Raw genomic sequence first — 21,607 nt, forward strand, 5'->3', positions numbered from 1 at the left:
CCGTCCAGGCCCCTGACCGAGACGAGCGGTTACCCGCCCAGGCCGCCGGTGCCCCGAATCCGGCACCGGCCGCCAGATCCGTGACGAGGGCCGTCAAGACTATGATGGCGCTGCTCAACGCGGCGCGACCATTTCACGGACAGCGAGAAGCCACAAAAGAAGGCGGCCCCGCGAGGGACCGCCTTCTGTGATGTCCTGACCGGCTGAAGCGGCCGGGTTTACTAGTCGCTCTGGAAGTAGCTCAGCAGGCGCAGGATCTCGACGTAGAGCCAGACCAGGGTGACCGTGAGGCCGAGCGCCACACCCCAGGCGGCCTTGGGCGGGGCCTGGGCGCGGATGAGCTGGTCGGCGGCGTCGAAGTCGAGCAGGAAGCTGAACGCGGCGATGGCGATGACCACCAGGCTGAAGATGATCGCGACCGGGCCGCCGTCACGCAGACCGAAACCGCCGTCGGTGAAGAAGCTCGCGACCAGGTTGCCGACGATCAGTACCAGGATGCCGATCATGGCGCCGATGAGCATACGGGTGAACCGCGGGGTGACCCGGATGGCGCCGGTCTTGTAGACGACGAGCATGCCGGCGAACACACCGAAGGTGCCCAGGACGGCCTGCCCGATCATGCCCGCGCCGCCCGCGCCACCGAAGGTGATATCGGTGAACATGAACGACAGGGCGCCGACGAACACACCCTCGGCGACCGCGTAGGCGAGCACGATGGCGGGGTTGTCCATCTTGCGGCCGAAGGTGGCGACCAGGACCAGGACCAGGCCGATGATGCCGCCGCCGATGACGAACATCGGGGCGAGCGCGGTGTTGGCGCTGGTCAGAATGTAGGTGACCAGCGCGGACAGCGCGAGCACACCCAGCGTGATCCCGGTTTTGGTGACCACATCGTCGATGGTCAGCGACCGGGTCGGCGCCTGCGGCGGGTAGGGCTGCTGCTGGTACTGCGGGGGGTACTGCTGGTTGCCGTACTGGTAACCCAGCTGTCCCGCGCCGGCAGCAGCCGAGCCGAAGCTCGCGTGGCCGGTTTCCTGCTTCGGCAGATTCTTGAATACCGGATTGCTTGTGGCGCGCACCGCAAATCCCTTTCTCGGAGTTCGTTGGCCATACCGGAGCACGACCGTCGGCTCGAGCTGTTACTCGATATCCAACTGTCCATCCAACGATCACCACCCCTGGCGGAGTTCCCGGGGCGCGCCGAAAAGACAGACAAACCGGACCTTACCGCCGGACGGGCCACCGTGGGTCACGGACCGGTCCGCGAAACGGATCCGATTGTCCGCGCCCGACCTCGGCGGACCCGGAATATCGGCTGTGCGCACCGTGGCGAATCCGATAATGCGAGACCACTGCCTATCACCGCGGCAACGTCACATCACCATAATGAGGATCGCGATGATGATGACCAACCCGATCAGCAGGCCGATGGTGACGGCGACGGTGGGGCTGGGCGACTGTACCGAACCCCCGCGGCCGATCTTCTGGGCCGGCGCCGGCGCCGGGTTCGCGGGCTGCGGCTGGGCGCGGCGGGGCAGCGGGCCGGAACGGGGGCTGCGCAGCCCGGCGGCGGAGTTACGGGCCGCCCAGGCGGGGATGGTGCCGTCTTCGGTGCGCACCGGGGCGCCGAGGATGTTGTCGGCGGCGCCGGGACCGAACGCGGCGGCCAGGATCTCCTCCCGCGCCTGCGCCATGCTGGGGCGGCGTTGCGGGGCCGGTTCCATCATGTGCAGCAGCACGCGAGTGAGTACGCCGCTGCGCGTCGGCGGGTTGATCTGCGCCATGGCTGCGCGTTCCACGATGGCATCACTGTCGTCGTCCATACCGAACGGCGGCTGACCTTCGATGGCGGTGTAGAGGGTGGCGCCGAGCGAGAACACATCGCTGGCGGCGGTGGGCTGGGCGCCGCGGGCCACCTCCGGCGGCAGATAGGCGGGGGTTCCGGTGATCATGCCGTCGGGTTCGTCGGAGGCCTCGGTGATATTGCGGGAGATACCGAAATCGCTGAGTTTCGCCATCCCGACCCCCGGGCCCCGATCGGCGACGAGGATATTGCCCGGTTTGATATCGCGGTGCACGATCCCGACCGTATGCGCGGCGGCGAGCGCGTCGGCGACCTGCGCACCGATCTGGGCGACCTCGATCACCGGCAGCGCGTTCACCAGCCCCAGCGCCCGGGCGACGCTGCGCGAGGGTAGATGCTCCATCACCAGCCAGGGTTCACCGGCCTCCAGCACCACGTCGTAGACGGCGATGGCGTGCTCATGGGAGAGCTTGGCCGCGACCCGCCCCTCATGCACGATCCGATCGCGGATCGTGCGGGCTTCTGCCTCGTCCAGGCCCGCCGTGGACAGCACCTGTTTGATAGCGACGTCCCGGTCCAGCAGCCGATCGTGTGCCAGCCATACCGCACCCATACCGCCACCGCCCAGTTTCGACTGCAGGCGGTACCGGCCGGCCACCAGATAATCGGGGCCGACGATGGGACGGGGGCGATCGATCATGCTGTGAGACTAGTCGAATTCGGTGGTAGCTGGCCGGTTTCGGGGGCGGCGGCCGGTGACACGTGACGGCATTCACTACAGCGGGTCGTAGTTGTTCGGCCGAACTTCCAGGGCTCCCCTCCCGACGGTAAGCTATCGAATGTATGTTCGACAGTGGAGGCGGGTTCACCCCGGTGGTTCGGGGCCCGTCTCGGTTCTGGAGCGACGGAGCGGAGGAGCGAAGCGGAGGAGCGGAGGAGTGAAGAACCGAGACCAAAGGGGCCCCGAACCGGCGACGCCGGAGGCGGCGCAAGTAAACACCGCACGAGCACCGAAGGCGAGCGGGGCGCGGCTGCGTGAACTGGCCGAACTGCGCCGGGCGCGGGCGAGCAGCGGATGCGCCCACGGATCCGGTGCTGTACCCCGTAGCACTGCCGGTACCCGGGCACCGGTCGCCCCGGCCTCCACAGTCGGTCGCGAGGTACTTCCCGTACCACCCGCACTCGCTCCGCTGCTGCCCGACCGCGGACTCGTCAAAGGATCGGTGGTGTCCTACAGCGGCGCCGGAACGCTGCTGGCCGGTTTGCTCGCCGCGGTCACCGGGCCGGGCGGGCACGCGGCCGCAGTCGGCCTGCCCCGGCTCGGTCTGCTCGCCGCCGCGGAAATGGGCGCCCGGCTGGACCGGCTCGCGGTGATCCCCGATGCCGGCCAGGACCCGATGGAGGTGGCGGCGGTCCTGCTGGACGGGATGGATCTGGTGGTACTCGGCCTCGGCACCGCCGTGATCCCGCCTGCCCGCGCCCGGGTGCTCGCCGCGAAAGCCCGCGGGAAAGGGGCCACATTGCTCGTCACCGGCGGTAACTGGCCCGCGCCGGACCTGAGCCTGGAAAGCCGCGTGGCCGGCTACACCGGGCTCGGTACGGGCAGCGGGCGGATCCGTTCCATAAGCCTCGATATCGAAGTCCGCGCCAGGGCCGGGGCCCCGCGCCGTGGCCGGCTTGCCGCGCGTCCACTCGGTGGTCGCGTGGAATGGATCGCCCTCGACGAGACCGTCACCGCGCACACCCCGGCTCAGCCGGAAATATCAGGTCAGGAGGATTCGGTTGCTTCCTGACCCGATCGCACCCCATAGCCTCCGCCGGACCCACTGCCGGTCCTTCCCTTCGTCCGGTGACAGGCTCCGATGAGCCCGCGGCCGGAGGCGCGGGTACTGGCGGTCTGGTGCCCCGACTGGCCCGCGGTCGCGGCGGCGGCGGGGGCCGGACTGTCCACGGAACAGCCGGTGGCGATATTGCATGCGAACCGGGTGGTCGTCTGCTCGGCCACCGCCCGCGAGGCGGGGGTGCGCCGCGGTATGCGGAAACGCGAGGCGCAGAGCCGCTGCCCGGAACTCCATATCGCACAACCCGATCCGGACCGTGACGCGCGGCTGTTCGAACCGGTCGCCGCGGCCGTCGACAGCCTCGCCTCCGGTGTCGAGGTACTGCGCCCCGGTTTGCTCGTCCTGCCCGCCCGGGGCGTGATCCGGTATTTCGGACAGGCTGAGGCGGCCGTGCGGCAATTGCTCGCCGCGGTGGCGACAGCCGGGGTGGAGGCCCGGATCGGGATCGCCGACGAACTCCCGACCGCCCTCGTCGCCGCCCGGCACAGCACCCTCGTACCGCCCGGCCGGGATGCCCGGTTCCTGGCGCCGCTGCCGATCACCGAACTGGCGGCCGAACCCGGCCCCGCGGAGCGGGAACGCGCCGCGCTGCTGGATCTGCTGCACCGGCTGGGCCTGCGTCGCATCGGGGATTTCGCTGCCCTGTCGACCGCGCAGGTCACCTCACGATTCGGCGCGGACGCGATCGTGGCCCACCGGCTCGCCCGGGCACTACCGGATCGCCCGCCGGCGCCCCGGAGCCTGCCCCCGGAGATGTCGGTCCGGCTACCGTGCGAGCCACCGATCGACCGGGTCGACGCCGCGGCCTTCGCCGGCCGGCTGCTCGCCACCCGGCTCACCGCGAACCTGTCGGCGGCTTCGGTGGCCTGTACCCGGCTGGAGATTCGCGCGGAAACCGAGGCCGGAGAAGAACTCTCGCGGGTCTGGCGCTGTGCCGAACCGCTGACCGCCGACGGCGTGGCCGACCGCGTGCGCTGGCAACTGGACGGCTGGCTCACCCGGCCGCCCCGCGATCGGCCCACCGCTGCGATCACCGTGCTGCATTTGAGACCCGTGGAGGTGACACCGGCCGCCGCCCTGCAGCTCGGGCTGTGGGGCGATACGGGGTCCGGGGACGAACGCGCCCTGCGCGCACTGGTCCGCGTCCAAGGCCTGCTCGGCGGGGACGCGGTGCGGGTGGGGGTGCTCAGCGGCGGACGCGGGCCCGCGGAACGGGTCACCATGGTCACCTTCGGCGACGAACCGGCGCCGGATACCGATCCGGCGCCGCCCTGGCCGGGCCGGATACCGGAACCGGCCCCCGCCGTCATCATGCGCGACCGCCCGCGCATCGCACTCGAGGCAGCCGACGGAACTCCCGTCCGGATCACCGCACGCGGCCTGTTCAGCGGCCCGCCCGCACGGTTGCGCTGGGGCCGGTCGAGCTGGCGGCTCACCGCGTGGGCCGGACCCTGGCTGCTCGACGAGCTCTGGTGGGCGCCCGGCGCGGCCCCGACCGCCCGCGCCCAGGTGGAACTACCGGGACCGCACAGCCTGCTGCTACTCGCCCGGGACGATCACTGGTGCGTCGAAGGACTCTACGATTGACCGGCGCCGGCTCAGTACGGTTCGCAGGCGTCGAAGGCGGCGTCCTTGTCCCCGTTGAACGAATCGATCTGACCGTTGATCTCGTCCACCGAAGCGTTGCGCTCCAGCAGGTCGGCCAGGGTCTTCAGGTTGTCGCGGTAGGTGCGCATCGGCGCCGAGACGTCGTTGGGAACATCGGGGCTGAGTTCCTCGTCGATCTTGCCGGCGGTATCGCGCAGCGCGGTGATCGCGGCATCCTTCTTGGGCCCCTCATCCGGCGCCTTGTTGTCGCTGGCGTCGATATAGGCGTTGAACGCGTCGACCGCCGGGTTGTTGTGGTCGCGCAGCGCTTCACAGACATCGGTCGCGGCTGCCTCGGCGGCGGCCGCCCGCGACGACGACGCCGCGGCCGAGGAGGATTTGATCTCCGATGTGTACAGCTGCAACTCGCTCTGGTTCACTTCGGCGGTACCGGTCACCGTCGTGGAGCAGGCAGCGAGAGATCCACCGGCGATCAGCGCGGTCAGTGCGGCGGCGAGGCCGGCTCGTTCGAATCGTCGCATCGGTCTGAAACTCCCCTCGGATGCCCACGACCCCGTACTCTCGCCCCGGCGCGCCGGACATCTGAGCCACCGGTGCTGACAACCGTACTGTGTCGAGACGATTCCCGGCTGCCCAGGCCCGTATTGTCGATCAACCGATACCCGTGCCCGGAGACACTAACCCGTGGCGATGTCGACGACCAGGCGGTTCGGCATGGTGGCCGCCGAAACGGTGAAGCCCGGCTCATCGCCGGCGACTCCGATGAACGACTGGGTGATCCCCTCGAACACCGTCGTCCGGTATACCCCGGCGATACCTGGCACCGCCGGATCGGTGGCCGGATCCGGGCCGGCGTAGGGCGCCACCCCGCTGTCGAACGGATAGGCCGAACCGGTGATCCGGACCTCGAGTACCGAATCGCCCGCCACTTCGAGCTCCCGGCCGCTCCCGTCCTGTACGGCCCGGCCGGTGTACCACACACTCCACCCGGGGGTGCCCGGTCCGCCGAGGTAGTACTCGACCCGGTCGAAACCCGCGTGGTGACTCAGCCGGACATCGGTCACGGTGAGCATGGCGTCCGGGGAGGCCTCCGCCTGCTTCGGCACCGTATCGTCGGGCGCGGGTACCGGCTCGCCGGGCAGCGGGATCGGCGGTACGGGCAGCCCCGGGGTGCCTACTTCCGAACTGGGGACCGCCGGGCTCATCGGCGAAGAGCTAACCGGCGGTGTCGACCCCGAATCGGCACATCCGGCGAGAGCCGCCAGCATCGCCGCCACCACCAGTAAACGCCCGGTACGCATATGGCCGATGCTAACCGCAGCGGCCACTGTCCTGCGGTAACGCCTGCTCTCACGGTGTGGCCCGAGCACCGGCCGCCGGCCGCGCACGGCCCCGCGATCATGCCGTGCGAAGCGCTTCCACCGGGGCGCGCGCCAGCGCACGGCAACGATCTAGCACACTTGTCACGTGCGAGACGTGGAGGACCTATTGGGACGGTTGCGCCGCTATCCGGATGTGGAGGCCGCCAACCTGTACGCCGTCGATGCCGCGGACCGCCTCATTCTCGACGTGGCCGCGGAGACACTCACCACCGCCGAGACCGGCAAAGTGGTGGTGATCGGCGACAACTACGGCGCCCTCACCCTCGGCGCCGCCGCCACCCACGACCTGCACGGGATCCGGGTCCACCAGGACCTGCTGACCGGTGAACTCGCGCTCGCCGCCAATGCCCGCGCGCACGGGCTCGGCGACCGCTACACCGCGCACGCCCTCGACGAAAACCTGCTGCGCGACGCCACCGTCGTCCTGCTGCGACTACCGCGGGTACTGGCCGGGCTCGCCGAAATCGCCGACGCCATCGCCCGTTACGCCCACCCCGAGGTCCAGGTGTTCGCCGGCGGCCGGGACAAGTACCTCACCAAGGCGATGAACGACGTACTGGGGGAATCCTTCACCGAAGTACGCGCCAGCCGCGGCCGCCAGAAATCGCGCACCCTGCTGGTGCGCGGGCCGAAACCGATGGGCGATCCACGGTTTCCGCTGCGTGAACACATCGGCGAATTCGACATCGATGTGGTCGCGCACGGGGCCGCCTTCTCCGGGCCCCGCCTGGATATCGGCACCCGGTTCCTGCTGGAACATCTGCGCGCCATGAAACCCGATGCCCGCGACGCCATCGACCTCGGTTGCGGAACCGGGATACTGGCCGTCGCGCTCGCCCGGTCCCGCCCGGGAATCGCGGTGGTGGGCACCGACCAATCTGCCGCGGCGGTGGCCTCCGCGACCGCGACCGCCGCGGCCAACGCGGTCACCGGGCAGGTCACCGTGGTGCGGGACGACGCCATGTCGGCCGCCGCCGACAACAGCGCCGACCTCGTGGTGTGCAATCCCCCCTTCCATGTGGGCGCCGCCGTGCACACCGGGTCGGCGATCAAGATGTTCGCCCGGACCGGCAAGGTCCTGCGGCCGGGTGGCGAGCTGTGGACGGTGTACAACAATCACCTCAACCACCGCACGGTGGTCGAACGCATGGTCGGGCGCACCGAGGTGGTGGGGCGCAACCGGAAGTTCACGGTCACGCGTTCGGTGCGGGGGTTACATGGGGCCGTCCCTGTTTGATCGCGTTGCATGGGCGGGGCCCGCCCGGTTCTGGAGCGACCAGAGGGAGGGAGCGCAGCGACCGACCGGCGGGAGTGAAGAACCGGGCCCATAAGGGCCCCGCCCTCGAGACGCGGAGCGCCTCCAAAATCTCAGTCGATTCGGCGGCGGTGGGCCCAGCGGGTGAGGGCGTTGCGGTTGGACTGCTGGGTTTTCCGGAGCACGTTCGAGGCGTGGGTTTCCACGGTTTTCACCGAGATGAACAGTTTTTCGGCAATCTCCCGATAGGTGTAACCACGGGCCAGCAGGCGCAGCACCTCCAGTTCACGGGGTGTCAGCGAATCGAGTTCGGGGTCCAGGGGTGGCTCGGGTACCGGGGATTTCCCGGTGAACGAATCCAGGACGAAACCGGCCAGCCGCGGACTGAAAACGGCATCCCCGCCGGCTACCCGGCGGATTCCGTCGGCCAGTTCGGCGCCGGAAATCGTCTTGGTCACATAACCGCGGGCGCCGGCCCGGATCACCGCTATCACATCCTCGGCGGCGTCGGAAACACTCAACGCCAGGCATACCGGCCCGCTGTCGATCCCGTTCAGCACCGCCACCCCGCCCCCGGCAGGCATATGCACATCGAGCAGCACCACATCGGGTTTGGCGGCATTGATTCCCGTCACCGCCTCGGCCACACCCCCGGCCTCCCCGACCACCTCCATATCGGTTTCCCGGCTCAACTCGGCCCGCACTCCGGACCGGAACACCGCATGATCGTCGACGAGAAAAACCCGCACAACCAGCCTCTCTTCATTCATGGCGCCGTCTCGGGCCTCCCTCGGAGACTACCCATGCACGGCGGGCCGGGCCTGCAGTCGGCCCGTAACGTACGGCGCCGCACCCGGTTTCGTTCCACCTCACGGTTGTTCGGCAAGCGGACCCCGCAGTGATTCGTGGTAGTGGATCCCTTTCCACCCGTCATCGGTTCGATGCGCGATCAGCGTGTTGCGGCCGTCGACGACGAACGACTCGGGCGCCACAGCGGTTTCCCCCTCGAGATGAAAGGAGAAGAACGCGTACGCCATATCGCCGATGATGTCGATCCGCATATCGCCGACGGTCATGACGTGCACCGCACCGATATCGTGGAACACCCGTTCGTAGTACCGGCCGATCGAGGCCGCGCCCAGGATCGGCCGGTCCAGTTCGGAAGGGCAGTACACGACTTCGTACTCGGGATCCCAGATCGAGCCGATCGTTGCTGCATCGCGGTGTGCCCATCCACTCCGGTATGCCTCCACCAGAGCGGCGATACCGGCGGTCAACGCACCTCCTCGCGGCGTATACCCGCGCTACGGTCCTGCTCGACGGTGACCTGAGAGGGCCCGGACCTGTGCACGGCCGTGGGGTGCTCGGGCCGCGGAGGCTCGGACGTGCCCTCAGTAGGAGCAGTCTCCGGAGTCCGGGGCCGGTCGGTACCGGCGTCTTCGTCGCCGGTACCGGAATCGGTGCGGGGCAGGAAGATCCGCACCTCGGTGCCGCGCCCCGGCTCCGAAACGATCTCCACTGTCCCGCCCCGCCGCTCGACGCGGGCGCGAATGGAACGCGCGAGCCCGTGCCTGTCCTCGGGGATCGAATCGGGATCGAAACCGGTACCGCGGTCGCGGACGAACACGCTGACCTGATGTGGCTCGGTCTCGGCGAACAGGTCGATATCGGCAACACCGGCGTGTTTGGCGGCATTCACCAGCGCTTCCCGGGTGGCGCCCAGGACGGCGGTGAAATGTTCCTTCGGCAGGCCGGACCCGCTGTCCTCGCCGTCCATCGCCACATCCCCGACGGTCACCGGGGTGACCTTCACACCGTGCTGATCCTCGACCTCACCGGCGATGGTGCGCAGGGCGACGGCGAGACTGGACTCGGCGGGGCCGGTGTCGGCGAACAGCCAGCGCCGCAGTTCGCGTTCCTGACTGCGGGCCAGGCGCAGCACCTCCTGCTGATCGCCGGCCTGCCGCTGGATCAATGCCAGCGTCTGCAACACCGAATCATGCAGATGGGAAGCGATTTCCTCGCGCTCCTCGTTGCGGATGCGGGCCGCGCGTTCGGCGTTGAGCGAATGCATCATCCGCAGGCCGAGTGGGACGGTCAACAGTCCGACCCCGATCAAGGTCGCCGCCACCGCCAGCAGCGCCGACCCCAGCGACCCCCAGTCGACCTGCGACAGCACCACCACCGCCAGCCCCACGACCACCAGGGTCACTCCGGCGATGATCCGCGACCAGGTGACCACCGACGGTTTCGCCGGTATCCCGACCAGCGACCGCGGGCCGTCGGCATCGTATTCCCGCCACACCAGCGCCGCGCCCACCGCGATCACCAGCAGCGGTGCGATCACCCGGGCCACCGTGCCGCTGAACGCCCACGACACCGCCACCGACAGCCCCAGGCCGAGCAGCGCCAGCCCGATCGCCTGGCGGCGTTCCGTGCCGGAGGGCCGGGCGTCGTCGCCACCGCCGGGCGTGAAGATCCACAACAGGCCGTAGGCGATTATCCCGGCCCCGGCCAGCGCCGACAGCAGGACGAACGCCATCCGCACCTTGAGCACGTCGACGCCGAGATGGTCGGCGACACCACCGGCAACCCCGCCCACGATCCGGCCACCGGACCGGCGCACCAACCGCCCGCCCGCGATACCCGGGGCGACCACGGGACGGTCGGCACCCGGGGCGTAGAAGGCAGGTCCGAACGGGCACATACCCTCGATACTGGCACGTCCGCAACCCACCCGGCCATGGGGAAACACCCTGATCTGTGTTCATGGCGCCGCCTTCGGCGGCGCGGGTTCGGGGCCCTATAGGTCTCGTTCTTCACTCCTCCGCTCCTCCGCTGTGTCATGGCGCCGCCTCCGGCAGCGCGGGTTCGGGGCCCCTTAGGTCTCGTTCTTCACTCCTCCGCTCCTCCGCTTCGCTCCTCCGCTCCGTCGCTCCAGAACGAGACGGGCCCCGAACCACGGGGGCGGGCGTTTCGAATGGCAGGACCTCGGTGGCGGATGCGGGGCTAACCGACCGGGGCGAACATCGGGGCCGGTCGGGTGGTGGTCAGGAGTTTTTCGGGAGCAACTTCAGGGTTCACCCCGATGTGAGAAAGCACGCAGGAAGCGGAGCATGGGTTTCATGACGAGAACCAGCTTCGGTGATCAGCTCCAGCAGATGTGGCAGACCCGGCCGGCCCGCCTACCCTGGCGCGGGCCGATCGCCGGGGTCGCGGCCGGGGTCGGGCACCGCTACGGCATCGACCCTGTGTTGGTGCGGGTGGCGTTCGTGGTGTCCGCCCTCTTCGGCGGGGCGGGAATCGTGCTCTACCTGTTCGGGTGGCTGATGTTCCCCGAGGCCGGGGAAGGCGCGTCGATGGCGGAATCGCTGACCCGTAAACGGCAGGATTCGCAGAGCCAGACCAAGACGATCGTGCTGATCGTGGCGCTGGCGATCGCGGTGAGCACCATGGGCCCGGTGGGTGTGGGGCTCGGCGGGTCGGGGGTGATCTCGCTGGCGCTCATGCTGGCCGGTTGGTGGATGCTGTACCTGCGTGCCCCGCAGCCGCCGCCGCTGCCCGCGGGGGCGGCGGCTCCGGATTCGCTTGCGGGCCCGGGGACGACCGGGTACCCGGGAGCCACGTTCCCTCAGGGGAGCGCGGACCCGTATACCTCCCAATACACCGGAATATATACCCCCTATACTAAGTTGCCGGACCAGTACGTCCCGGACAACTCCGGCGCGAACCCCGTGCAGGGCGACGAGAACGCTTCCGGTACCGCTACCTCCGAAACGACGGATACCACCGGTCCGAGCCTCACCAAGACCCCCGCCTCCGAACCTTCGTCCCCACCGGCCACCGCGGCCGTACCGGCCGGCGATCCGGGCCCGGGCACACCCGACTCCACCGCTACCGATAACCCGGTCGCGGCCACCCCTCCTGAGCCGGACGCGCCCCGGGACACCGGCCGGGACCGGCCCGTACCTCCACGCCCCACCATCGGAATGAGCAAGTCCACCGGCCTCACGGACCGCACTCCGCCCGCCTGGGACCCGCTGGGGGTCGCGCCGCTCGCCTGGGACCTGCCCGACCCCACCCCGGCGCAGCCGGTGGCGGTGCTCACCGAGAAGCGTCCCCGGTCGCGTTTCACCGCGGTCGTGCTCGGCCTGGCGATCCTCGCCGCGGCGGGTGCCGGCGCGACGGCGGTGGCGGGAGCCGAATGGATGACAGCGGGACGGATCGCCGCGATCGCGCTCGCGGTGATCGGGCTGGGACTGATGCTCGGTGCTTTCCGGCGCCGGGGTCACGGACTGTTGCTGGTCACCGCGCCGCTGGCGGCGTTCGTCATCCTCGCCGCCGCGGTCGGGCCGGTCGATTTCCAGAGCACCACCATGGGTGAACGCACCTGGACCCCCGTCTCGGCCGCCGATGTGCGGCCGGAATACGCGGTGACGATGGGGTCCGGCACGCTGGACCTGCGCGGTATCGAACTCACCGGTGATCGAACAGTCGACCTTTCCGTGCAGATGGGTCAGGCGGTGGTCCTGGTACCCGACAACATGAATGTGCGCACCGATTGCACTGTCCGGATGGGTGAGGCGAGATGCCCGGACGGGCTCACCGGTCCCGGCGGGGACGCGCCGGTGCTGGATTTGAACGTGCAGGTCCGGATGGGTGAAGCGGAGGTGCGTCGTGGCTGATCGGGAAACGAAACCGCACGTGGAAGCATCGAATGACGGTGGATCGGCGGAGCGTGCTCACCGCGGGGGCTTCTCCCCCGGACTGTTCGTCACCGGTCTACTCGCGCTGCTGGTGAGCATTTGGGCCCTGGCCGCGCCGGACCGGTGGAATATCACCTCCATGATCCCGGTCGGCTGGATCGTCGTCGCGGCCGCGATCGTGATGGGCGTGGTACTGGTCATCTCGCCGAGAAAGCGCCGGTAGCCCGAGCGCCGACGCCGGTTCTCGTCGAACGGCGCCGTACCGAGCAGAACGCCCGGCCCCTCATCCGAGGGTCCGGGCGTTCTGCTGTCGGCTCACTCCCACTCGATGGTGCCCGGCGGTTTGCTCGTCACATCCAGAACCACGCGGTTGACCTCGCCCACCTCGTTGGTGATCCGGGTCGATATCCGTTCCAGCACCTCGTAGGGCAACCGGGTCCAGTCCGCGGTCATCGCGTCCTCACTGGACACCGGGCGCAGCACGATCGGATGCCCGTAGGTACGGCCGTCACCCTGGACGCCGACACTGCGCACATCCGCGAGCAGCACGACCGGGCACTGCCAGATCTGCCCGTCCAGACCGGCCGCGGTGAGTTCCTCGCGGGCGATGGCATCGGCCTGCCGCAGTGTCCGCAACCGGTCCTCGGTGACCTCACCGATGATCCGGATCGCCAGGCCGGGGCCCGGGAAGGGCTGCCGGGCCACGATCTCCTCGGGCAATCCGAGCTCCCGGCCGACCGCCCGGACCTCGTCTTTGAACAGCAGCCGCAACGGTTCGACCAGTTCGAATTCCAGATCGTCGGGCAGGCCGCCCACGTTGTGATGCGATTTGATGTTCGCGGTTCCGCTACCGCCGCCGGATTCCACCACGTCCGGGTACAGCGTGCCCTGCACCAGGTATTCGACCGGGGGAACATCCTGTCCCGCGGTCTGCTCGCCGACGACCTCGCCGACGGCATCCTCGAAGGACCGGATGAATTCCCGTCCGATGATCTTGCGCTTCTCCTCGGGGTCGGTGACACCCTTCAGTTCGCCGAGGAACTTCTCGACCGCATCCACGGTGACCAACCGGGCTCCGGTGGCGGCCACGAAATCCCGCTGTACCTGTTCGCGCTCACCGGCCCGCAGCAGCCCGTGATCGACGAAAACACAGGTCAGCTTGTCACCGATGGCTCGCTGCACCAGTGCGCCCGCCACTGCACTGTCCACGCCGCCGGACAGGGCGCAGATCGCGTGCGCGTCCCCGATCTGCTCGCGCACCCGCTCGATCATCGCATCGGCGATATTGGCCGGCGTCCAGTCCGGCTCGAGCCCCGCCATTTCGTGCAGGAACCGGCTCAGCACCTGCTGACCGTGCGGCGAATGCAGCACCTCGGGGTGGTACTGCACACCGGCCAGCCGGCGGGCCCGGTTCTCGAACGCCGCGACCGGCGCACCCACCGTCGTCCCGGTGACCTCGAAACCTTCCGGGGCGTCGGTGACGGCGTCCCCGTGGCTCATCCACACCGGCTGCAACTCCGGCAGCCCCTCATGCAGCAGCCCACCGTCGATATCGAGTTCGGTGCGGCCGTATTCGCGGGTACCGGTATTGGTCACGGTGCCGCCCAGCGCCTGCGCCATCGCCTGGAAGCCGTAGCAGATACCGAAAACCGGGATATCCAGGTCGAACAGCCGCGGATCGAGGGCGGGCGCGCCTTCGGTGTACACACTGGCCGGACCACCGGACAGGATCACCGCCAGCGGTTGCTTCTCGGCGATCTCCGCCACAGTGGCCGTATGCGAGACCACCTCCGAGTAGACACTCGCCTCCCGAACCCGGCGGGCAATCAACTGCGCGTACTGCGCACCGAAGTCGACGACAAGAACGGGCCTCTGCGAATGTGTCACCCGCATGAGTCTAATGAGCGCCGATCAGCGACTCGCAGGCCCATACCCTCGGGCTCAGGCGCGAACGCTGAGGCCGACCTTCTGGAATTCCTTGAGGTCGGAGTATCCGGCCTTGGCCATCGAGCGGCGCAGGCCGCCGACGAGGTTCAGGGATCCGAACGGATCGTCGGAGGGGCCCGTCAGCAGCTGTTCCAGGCTGGGCCGCACCGGGGCCGGAGGTGCCTGCCCGAGCAATTCTTCGGCGAGATCCCACGGCTCGTCCAGCGAAAGCAGCGAACCCCGCGGCACGGAGGGGTGGGCGGCGGCCGAGGGCCAGTACCAGCCGCGGCCGGGCGCTTCGGCGGCGATCGCGAGCGGCGCACCCAGCATGGCCGCATCCGCGCCACAGGCGATGGCCTTGGCGAGCTGCCCCGAGCTGTTGATATCGCCGTCGGCGATCACATGTACGTAGCGGCCGCCCGTTTCGTCGAGGTAGTCGCGGCGGGCCGCGGCGGCGTCGGCGATCGCGGTCGCCATCGGAATGCCGATACCGAGAACTTCGCCGGTGGTGGTCGCCCCCGGCTGCGAACCGTAACCCACGATCACTCCGGCGGCACCGGTCCGCATCAGGTGCAGTGCGGTGCGGTGATCGCTGACGCCGCCGGCGACGACCGGCACGTCCAGTTCGGCGATGAAAGTCTTGAGGTTCAGCGGTTCGCCGTCGCCCACATGCTCGGCCGAAATGATGGTGCCCTGCACCACCAGTAGATCGATCCCGGCCTGCAGCAGGCCAGGGGTGAGCGCCCGCGCATTCTGGGGGCTCACCCGCACCGCGACGGTGACCCCACCGGCCCGCACCTGGCCGACCGCCGCGGCCAGCAGATCGGGCTGCATGGGCGCGGCGTGTAGTTCCTGCAGGAAGGCGATCGCCCGCTGATAGCTGCCCTTGTCGGCGAGCTCGAGCAGTTGGTCGATCTTGGCGGAGACATCCGCGTGGCGGGCCCACAACCCCTCACCGTTGATCACGCCCAGCCCACCCCGGCGCCCGATCTCGATGGCGAATTCCGGGGAGACCAGCGCATCGGTCGGATGGGTGAGGAAAGGGATATCGAACCGGTAGGCGTCCAGTTGCCACGCCAGCGACACCTGGCTCGCCGAACGGGTCCGGCGCGAGGGAACGATATCGACATCGTCCAGCTCGTAGGTCCGGCGAGCCGTCCTACCCATCCCGATCTCGACCATATCGCGCACAAATAGCTCCTGTATTTTTCGGCGCGCTGGCGCGCGCGGGGTTTCGGCCCCCTTGGCGTTGCCTTTCAGCCCTCGAGACTCGCGGCTCCGCCGCCTCGCTTCGAGGACTGAAAGGCAACGCGGGCCGAAACCTCCAAGGGCCTCGTAAGACTCGGCACCGAAGTCTGTGCGTTTCACCTGGTGAACTCGCATATTGCGACTAAACCTTACACACCCCCGGTCAGCCGCGGCTCGGACGGTTGGTGGTCTGAGCACCAAACCTGGGATCACTGCTGAACCCGCCCAGCCGTAGTGCCGAGTTCAGCGAGGCCCTGAAAGGTTTCGGCCAGCAGGGGCCGAAAGCCCGCGCGCCGGAGGCGCGCCAAAGTTACCGCCCGGTGTAGTTCGGGGCCTCCACTGTCATCGTGATGTCGTGCGGATGGCTCTCCTTGAGGCCCGCCGCGGTGATCTGGACGAACTGGGCTTCCTGCAGACCGGTGATGTTCTGTGCGCCGGTGTAGCCCATGGCCGCGCGGAGGCCGCCGACGAGCTGGTGGATCACCTGGTTCACCGGGCCCCGGAACGGCACCCGGCCCTCGATACCTTCGGGGACGAGTTTGTCCTCGGCCAGCACATCGTCCTGGAAGTAGCGGTCCTTGGAGAAGGATTTCACCTGGCCACGACCCTGCATGGCGCCCAGCGATCCCATGCCGCGGTAACTCTTGAACTGTTTACCGCCCACCAGGATCAGCTCACCGGGCGATTCCGCGGTACCGGCCAGCACCGAGCCCAGCATCACGGTGGATGCGCCGGCGGCGATGGCCTTCGCGATATCGCCGGAGAACTGGATTCCGCCGTCGGCGATCACGGGCACTCCCGCGGGCGCGCAGACCGCGACGGATTCCAGGATCGCAGTGATCTGCGGGGCACCGACACCGGCGACCACCCGGGTGGTGCAGATGGAGCCCGGCCCGACGCCCACCTTCACCGCATCGGCACCGGCCTCGACCAGCGCCGCGGCACCGGCTCGGGTGGCGATATTGCCGCCGATGACCTGGATACGATCCCCCACCTCGGCCTTGACCTTGCTGACCATGCTGAGAACTTGGCGCTGATGCCCATGCGCGGTATCGACGATGAGAACATCGGCACCGGCGTCGGCCAGGGTCATGGCCCGCGACCAGGCATCGTCGCCGACGCCCACCGCGGCCCCGACCAGTAGCCGGCCGTCCCGGTCCTTGGTGGCGTCGGGGTACTGATCGGTTTTCACGAAGTCTTTGACGGTGATCAGGCCGCGCAGCCGGCCCTCACCGTCGACGATGGGGAGCTTTTCCACCTTGTGGCGGCGCAGCAGCCCGAGGGCGGCCTCCGCGGTGACGCCCTCCTGGGCGGTGATCAGCGGCGCCGGGGTCATCACATCGGCCACGCGGCGGTTCTGATCGACCTCGAACCGCATATCGCGATTGGTGATGATGCCGACCAGCGCGCCGGTTTCGTCGACCACCGGCAGGCCGGAGATCCGGAACCGGGCGCACATGGCGTCGACCTCGGCGAGGGTATCGGTGGGGCGGCAGGTCACCGGATCGGTGACCATCCCGGCCTCGGACCGTTTGACCGTCTCCACCTGGCTCGCCTGATCGGCCACCGACAGATTGCGGTGCAAAACCCCCATGCCGCCCGCGCGGGCCATGGCGATCGCCATCCGGGCTTCGGTGACGGTATCCATCGCGGAACTCACCAGCGGCGTCCGCAACCGGACCTCTCTGGTCAGCTGACTGGATGTTTCGACCGAGCTGGGGATGAGATCCGATGCGGCGGGCAGCAGCAGCACATCGTCGAAGGTGAGGCCGAGCATGGCGATCTTGTTCGGATCGTCACCACCCGTAGGAGGGCGGACAATCGTGCGCTCGCCCGGTACGGGATTACTCATTCGGATCGAGCCCTCCTGGACGTCGGCTGAGCTATCGAGATATAGCGGCCCGATAGCAAACTGTAACTGGGAACAAACGTGCGGCGCCGGATCGTTTATTCCGGCGGCGGTGCCGGGTGAACTACTGCTCGTCAGCGCTTGACACCATGGTATCGGTCCGGTTGGACCACGGATCAACTGAGGCCCGCTGCGATCGATCGAGCGGCGGCGGCGAAACTGGCGGCGCGGACGGCTGGCGCAGACCGCCCTGTTCTGCGTACCGTGGGGATGTGCGTGACCATCTACCACCTGGCTTGCCGCCGGATCCGTTCGCCGGAGACCCCGCCGACCCGTCCGCCGCGCTCGATGCCATCGAGCCGGGGGAACCGCTGGATCCTCATGAGCGCCTTGCGGTCGAAGAGGATCTCGCCGATCTCGCAGTCTACGAGGCGCTACTGGCCCACCGCGGTATCCGCGGGTTGGTGGTGAGCTGCGAGGATTGTCGGCAGGATCACTATCACGACTGGGATATGCTGCGCGCCAATTTGTTACAGCTCCTGGTCGACGGCACGGTCCGGCCGCATGAGCCCGCCTATGATCCGACTCCGGAAGCCTACGTCACCTGGGATTACTGTCGCGGCTACGCCGATGCCTCGATGAACGAGGCGTTCCACGGCGACGGGTTCGACGCTTTCGACAGCTGAGTCCTTCGACAACCGAGTCGGAGCCGCCGGACTGATCCGGCATGATCGACCGCCATACGACGGCCGATCGTTTTGGCATATCCGCACCAGTTCGTAACGCACCACTCACCTCACCCGTACGGCGCTGTGTGGCCGCCCACCCGGGGTGGACGGCCACACAGCGACAGATATTCGCGAACGCGCGGGCTCAGGATTACTGTGCCGCGTTCAGTTGGTGGGCCCGCCGGGGACGATGGTCGTCGGAACGGACGGCGCCCCGGTCTCCGGCACCTGCGGTACCGACGGTTCGGCCGGACCGGGAGAGCTGATCGTGGACGGCGGCACCTGAGAGGTCGGCTCCACCGAGTCGACCCCCGGCCCGTCCGAGGTGGTCGGGTCAGGGGTGTCCGGGGTGGTGTCGTCCGGTGCGATATCCGGCGCCTGGGTATCCGGCGCCGAAGTATCCGGATTATCCGTACCGGGCGACGGCCGGTCCGGTGACGGCAGGACCGGGGCGGTGACATCCGGCGCGGTCGGCCGATCGCCGCCGGGACCCGGAGCCTCCATCGGAAGCTGCTGACCCGGTCGGTTCGTGGTGGTCACCGTAGGACCGGGGCGCCCGGAAGTATCCCCGGGCGTGGCCGGCTGCACCGGTACCCCCGGAACCGGGGCGGGAGCCTTCTCCTCGAGCTGGGCCGCGATATCCGGTGCGACCTTGCCGACCTGCCCGACCAGGTCACGCCAGCGAGCGGCCAGCTCGTTACGCTTCGCCGGATCGTCCACCTGGGTGGCATTGGCCGAGGCCTGTTCCAGCCGGGCCTTGGCCTGTTCCGGCTTACCTTCGTCGAGCAGCTCCTGCGCGGCAGCCAGATTGTCGTCGGCGTATTGCACGACGGTGCTCTGAGCCTGTTCGCTGAACACCACCTCTTTGACGCGCCACAGCGCATCACCGGGTTCGGCCTGATACGAGAACACCGACAACCCACCGAACACCAGAGCCAGCGCGGCCGCCGTGGTGGCTATCGGGCGGAGCAGCCGCAGCCGCCCGCCGGATTGCGCACTGATCCGCGCCTGCCGGGCACCGATCTCCTGATTGACCGCCGCGACGACGGTATCGAGATCTGGTGCGTCCGGTAGCGGCGGAGCCACGATCTCGGCCCGCCAATCCGCCAGCAATGTCGCCAGCTGGAGTTCCTCGGTGCTCTCGGTGGGTATGGGCCCGCCCCGCGCGATAGCGTCGATCAGTTCGTCATCACGACGGACCGCGCTGATATCGACCGGTTCGGACCCGGCACCGGAGCCCTCGGCGTAGGGATCGGTGTTCCGCGATACGCGCCGCGCCCGCTTGTCGCCCCGACCGCGCCCGCCATCCCTAGCCATATATTTCACCTGCCCTCGCCACTTGTACCTTCAGTTTTGCGAGCGCCCTGTGCTGGGCGACCCGTATCGCTCCCGCCGTACTGCCCACGGCGGTCGCGGTTTCCTCCGCTGACAAACCCATCACCAGTCGCAGGATCAGGATCTCCCGATGTTTCTCCGGCAACGTGGCCAGCAGAGTGTTCATCTGCCGGCTCGTTTCCGATTCGAGAGCTCGCTGCTCCGGTCCGTGGTCGGTGGATATGACATCTGGTACTTCGGCCATCGCCTCCGCCTTGTTACGGGAGGCGTTGCGATGGGCGTCGGCGACCTTGTGCGAAGCGATTCCGTATACGAAAGCCATGAACGGCCGACCCTGGTCCTGATACCTGGGTAGGGCGGTCATGACCGCTAGACAGACCTCCTGCGCGACGTCGTCCGCGGAGAGTTGTCCACGCTCCGCGGCACCGATCCGTGCGCGGCAATATCGCATCACCAGCGGACGGACCATCTCCAGTACCTGAGCTAGAGCGGACCTGTCGCCCTGCGCAGCAGCGGCGACGGCGCGATCCAACTCTTCGCCCGTGTGCGTCATCGTCAGCGGATTTCCTGGCGTTACAAAGTGGCACGGCCGGTGACGACCTGTGCTTCCGCCAGTGCGGCGGAACGGGATCAACAATAGGACACGGCCACCCGGACGGGTCGAGACGGTGGAATCCGGGTCACCGTCAGATATCGCGAAATCGCCCGCCACGCCTGGAGATGAGCGCACGACACGCCTCTGCACCGGCCGTCGCGGAGGCATGTTCGGCGGCCGGGTCCGTGCCGGGCGCCGGGAGACCGGTTCGCAACATGGCGCAGGCCCAGCGCAGCGGCACCAGATCCGATTCCCGGCACTGTTCCTCGACCAGGGCGGCGAGTTCGCCGGCCCGCCCGGTATCGCCGGTCACCCCGGCTGCCGCGGCGACCAGCAGCCGCGATTTCACCCGGTGGCGAATCGAGGGGCCGCGCTCGGCCCGGGCCAGCGCGATCTCCGCTGCGGCCAGGGCCTCATCCGCCCGGCCGCCCGCCAGCGCGGTTTCGGCACGTACCCAGTGCAGCCGCACGAACGCACGGGAACGATCGACCACCGCCCAACCGGCCTGCCCCTGCGTGGTGGCGAAGCCACTCGAGCCCGCCCGACGCTCGGCGTCCAGCAACGCGCCACAGCGGTCCAGCAACCCGGCGGCCAGCGCGAGCCGACCGGTACCCAGCGCATCGGCGGCGAGGCCGATCAGGGCGTCGGCAGCGGCATCGACCAGGTCGGGCACGCGGTAGTAACCCACCGCGCCCGCGCCGACCGCGCCATCCACAGCACGCTCACCGACCGCAACGGCCGCGGCGTCGAGCCGGCCCGACAGGGGATGGTGAACCGGAGCGTGCGGATCGATGGACTCCGGATGCCGATACCCAGAAGCCGAGACCCCTGGCAGTCGCGACAGCACCAATGCGGCGGCGTGACCGTCGTCGTGCGCGGCGCGCGCATGCCAGCCGAGTTGACGCCGTAACGACCCCTCGGTGGATGCGGCCAGCGAAAGCAGCACCGGATCGTTCGTGCTCGCCCGCAGCCGGCGCAATGCGGTACGGGCGGCCGCATAGTGGCCCGTACCACCCAACGCCACGGCTCGCCACCATATTTCGACGCTGCTGCCCGGCTCCGGCAACTCGGCAGCGGACCGATGCCGGCGCGGGCCGAAAGCGAAGTCGGCGAGCCGGGGAGCACGGGTTTCGACGGGGAGAAGCGGGGCGGACACCGGTGCACTGTACCGAGGCCCGGCCGGATCAGCGGCCGGCGAATCGGCCGGGCGGAACCAGGAGCAAGTGGTTCAGCAATCTTTCAGCATTAATCGAATCGCCGGTGTTTCGGTCAGGTTAAACTCCGCCCATCAATCCATGAGCGGATACGCATCGAATTCCACAACGTTTCG

The 21,607-nt window shown here is 68.7% G+C and carries 19 protein-coding genes; 6 read left to right on the top strand and 13 right to left on the bottom strand.

Annotation, left to right across the window (positions count from 1 at the left end):
* Positions 1 to 221 precede the first annotated feature (221 nt).
* Entirely contained in the window at positions 222 to 1,079 is an 858-nt protein-coding gene (locus ACFWPH_RS09560) for a Bax inhibitor-1/YccA family protein (protein WP_378749201.1), read from the bottom strand.
* Positions 1,080 to 1,373: 294 nt separating this feature from the next.
* On the bottom strand, positions 1,374 to 2,504 hold the full coding sequence (locus ACFWPH_RS09565) for a serine/threonine-protein kinase (RefSeq protein WP_378749203.1): 1,131 nt from the start codon (positions 2,502 to 2,504) through the stop codon (positions 1,374 to 1,376).
* A gap of 238 nt (positions 2,505 to 2,742) precedes the next feature.
* Here ACFWPH_RS09565 and ACFWPH_RS09570 point away from each other — a divergent pair, with 238 nt between their 5' ends.
* Positions 2,743 to 3,597, top strand: coding sequence for a hypothetical protein (locus tag ACFWPH_RS09570; protein ID WP_378749205.1), 855 nt, complete (start codon positions 2,743 to 2,745; stop codon positions 3,595 to 3,597).
* Positions 3,598 to 3,666: 69 nt separating this feature from the next.
* Entirely contained in the window at positions 3,667 to 5,232 is a 1,566-nt protein-coding gene (locus tag ACFWPH_RS09575; protein WP_378749207.1) for a DNA polymerase Y family protein, read from the top strand.
* Positions 5,233 to 5,243: 11 nt separating this feature from the next.
* Here ACFWPH_RS09575 and ACFWPH_RS09580 read toward each other — a convergent pair whose 3' ends face one another.
* A complete protein-coding gene (locus ACFWPH_RS09580; RefSeq protein WP_378749209.1) occupies positions 5,244 to 5,774 on the bottom strand; it encodes a hypothetical protein in 531 nt (176 codons plus the stop codon).
* Positions 5,775 to 5,930: 156 nt separating this feature from the next.
* Positions 5,931 to 6,554 (bottom strand): hypothetical protein, encoded by a 624-nt coding sequence (locus ACFWPH_RS09585; protein ID WP_378749211.1) that lies wholly within the window; start codon positions 6,552 to 6,554, stop codon positions 5,931 to 5,933.
* Between the two features lie 166 nt (positions 6,555 to 6,720).
* Between ACFWPH_RS09585 and ACFWPH_RS09590 the strand changes: the two genes are divergently transcribed.
* Positions 6,721 to 7,872, top strand: coding sequence for a class I SAM-dependent methyltransferase (locus ACFWPH_RS09590; protein WP_378749212.1), 1,152 nt, complete (start codon positions 6,721 to 6,723; stop codon positions 7,870 to 7,872).
* Between the two features lie 131 nt (positions 7,873 to 8,003).
* Here ACFWPH_RS09590 and ACFWPH_RS09595 read toward each other — a convergent pair whose 3' ends face one another.
* The 3 genes from ACFWPH_RS09595 to ACFWPH_RS09605 all read right to left on the bottom strand — a co-directional run bounded on the left by ACFWPH_RS09595 (position 8,004) and on the right by ACFWPH_RS09605 (position 10,597).
* Positions 8,004 to 8,660 carry a response regulator transcription factor gene (locus ACFWPH_RS09595; protein ID WP_280413851.1) on the bottom strand — a complete coding sequence of 219 codons (657 nt, stop codon included), beginning with the start codon at positions 8,658 to 8,660 and terminating at the stop codon, positions 8,004 to 8,006.
* 99 nt (positions 8,661 to 8,759) lie between these two features.
* A complete protein-coding gene (locus tag ACFWPH_RS09600; protein WP_378749215.1) occupies positions 8,760 to 9,167 on the bottom strand; it encodes a YybH family protein in 408 nt (135 codons plus the stop codon).
* Complete coding sequence (locus tag ACFWPH_RS09605; RefSeq protein ID WP_378749217.1) at positions 9,164 to 10,597, bottom strand: PspC domain-containing protein; 1,434 nt, start codon at positions 10,595 to 10,597, stop codon at positions 9,164 to 9,166. The genes ACFWPH_RS09600 and ACFWPH_RS09605 overlap by 4 nt, the downstream gene beginning before the upstream one ends.
* Before the next feature lie 418 nt (positions 10,598 to 11,015).
* On the opposite strand from ACFWPH_RS09605, the gene ACFWPH_RS09610 reads away from it, so the two are divergent.
* Together ACFWPH_RS09610 and ACFWPH_RS09615 are read left to right on the top strand one after the other, a co-directional pair.
* A complete protein-coding gene (locus ACFWPH_RS09610) occupies positions 11,016 to 12,575 on the top strand; it encodes a PspC domain-containing protein (RefSeq protein WP_378749219.1) in 1,560 nt (519 codons plus the stop codon).
* Positions 12,568 to 12,819 (top strand): hypothetical protein, encoded by a 252-nt coding sequence (locus ACFWPH_RS09615; RefSeq protein WP_378749221.1) that lies wholly within the window; start codon positions 12,568 to 12,570, stop codon positions 12,817 to 12,819. The genes ACFWPH_RS09610 and ACFWPH_RS09615 overlap by 8 nt, the downstream gene beginning before the upstream one ends.
* Positions 12,820 to 12,911: 92 nt before the next feature.
* On the opposite strand, the gene guaA is transcribed toward ACFWPH_RS09615, so the two are convergent.
* From guaA to guaB, 3 genes are all read right to left on the bottom strand, one after another.
* Entirely contained in the window at positions 12,912 to 14,489 is a 1,578-nt protein-coding gene (gene guaA, locus ACFWPH_RS09620) for a glutamine-hydrolyzing GMP synthase (RefSeq protein WP_378749223.1), read from the bottom strand.
* Positions 14,490 to 14,537: 48 nt separating this feature from the next.
* Positions 14,538 to 15,713: a GuaB3 family IMP dehydrogenase-related protein gene (locus tag ACFWPH_RS09625; protein ID WP_280416979.1), complete on the bottom strand. Its 1,176-nt coding sequence runs from the start codon at positions 15,711 to 15,713 to the stop codon at positions 14,538 to 14,540.
* Positions 15,714 to 16,080: 367 nt separating this feature from the next.
* Positions 16,081 to 17,622: an IMP dehydrogenase gene (gene guaB / locus ACFWPH_RS09630; protein WP_378749225.1), complete on the bottom strand. Its 1,542-nt coding sequence runs from the start codon at positions 17,620 to 17,622 to the stop codon at positions 16,081 to 16,083.
* A gap of 269 nt (positions 17,623 to 17,891) precedes the next feature.
* On the opposite strand from guaB, the gene ACFWPH_RS09635 reads away from it, so the two are divergent.
* Positions 17,892 to 18,305 (top strand): DUF5319 domain-containing protein, encoded by a 414-nt coding sequence (locus ACFWPH_RS09635; protein WP_030522220.1) that lies wholly within the window; start codon positions 17,892 to 17,894, stop codon positions 18,303 to 18,305.
* A 207-nt stretch (positions 18,306 to 18,512) separates the two neighbouring features.
* Here the strand turns inward: ACFWPH_RS09635 and ACFWPH_RS09640 are convergent, their stop codons facing one another.
* From ACFWPH_RS09640 to ACFWPH_RS09650, 3 genes are all read right to left on the bottom strand, one after another.
* Positions 18,513 to 19,664 (bottom strand): anti-sigma-D factor RsdA, encoded by a 1,152-nt coding sequence (locus tag ACFWPH_RS09640; RefSeq protein WP_378749228.1) that lies wholly within the window; start codon positions 19,662 to 19,664, stop codon positions 18,513 to 18,515.
* The gene (locus ACFWPH_RS09645; protein WP_280413694.1) at positions 19,657 to 20,235 is read right to left on the bottom strand and encodes a sigma-70 family RNA polymerase sigma factor; all 579 of its coding nucleotides are present in this window, start codon (positions 20,233 to 20,235) and stop codon (positions 19,657 to 19,659) included. Before ACFWPH_RS09645 ends, ACFWPH_RS09640 begins: the two co-directional genes overlap by 8 nt.
* 133 nt (positions 20,236 to 20,368) lie before the next feature.
* Entirely contained in the window at positions 20,369 to 21,433 is a 1,065-nt protein-coding gene (locus ACFWPH_RS09650; protein ID WP_378749230.1) for a hypothetical protein, read from the bottom strand.
* Positions 21,434 to 21,607: the final 174 nt, after the last annotated feature.

It is taken from the genome of Nocardia sp. NPDC058499 (assembly GCF_042719915.1).
GTDB lineage: Bacteria > Actinomycetota > Actinomycetes > Mycobacteriales > Mycobacteriaceae > Nocardia.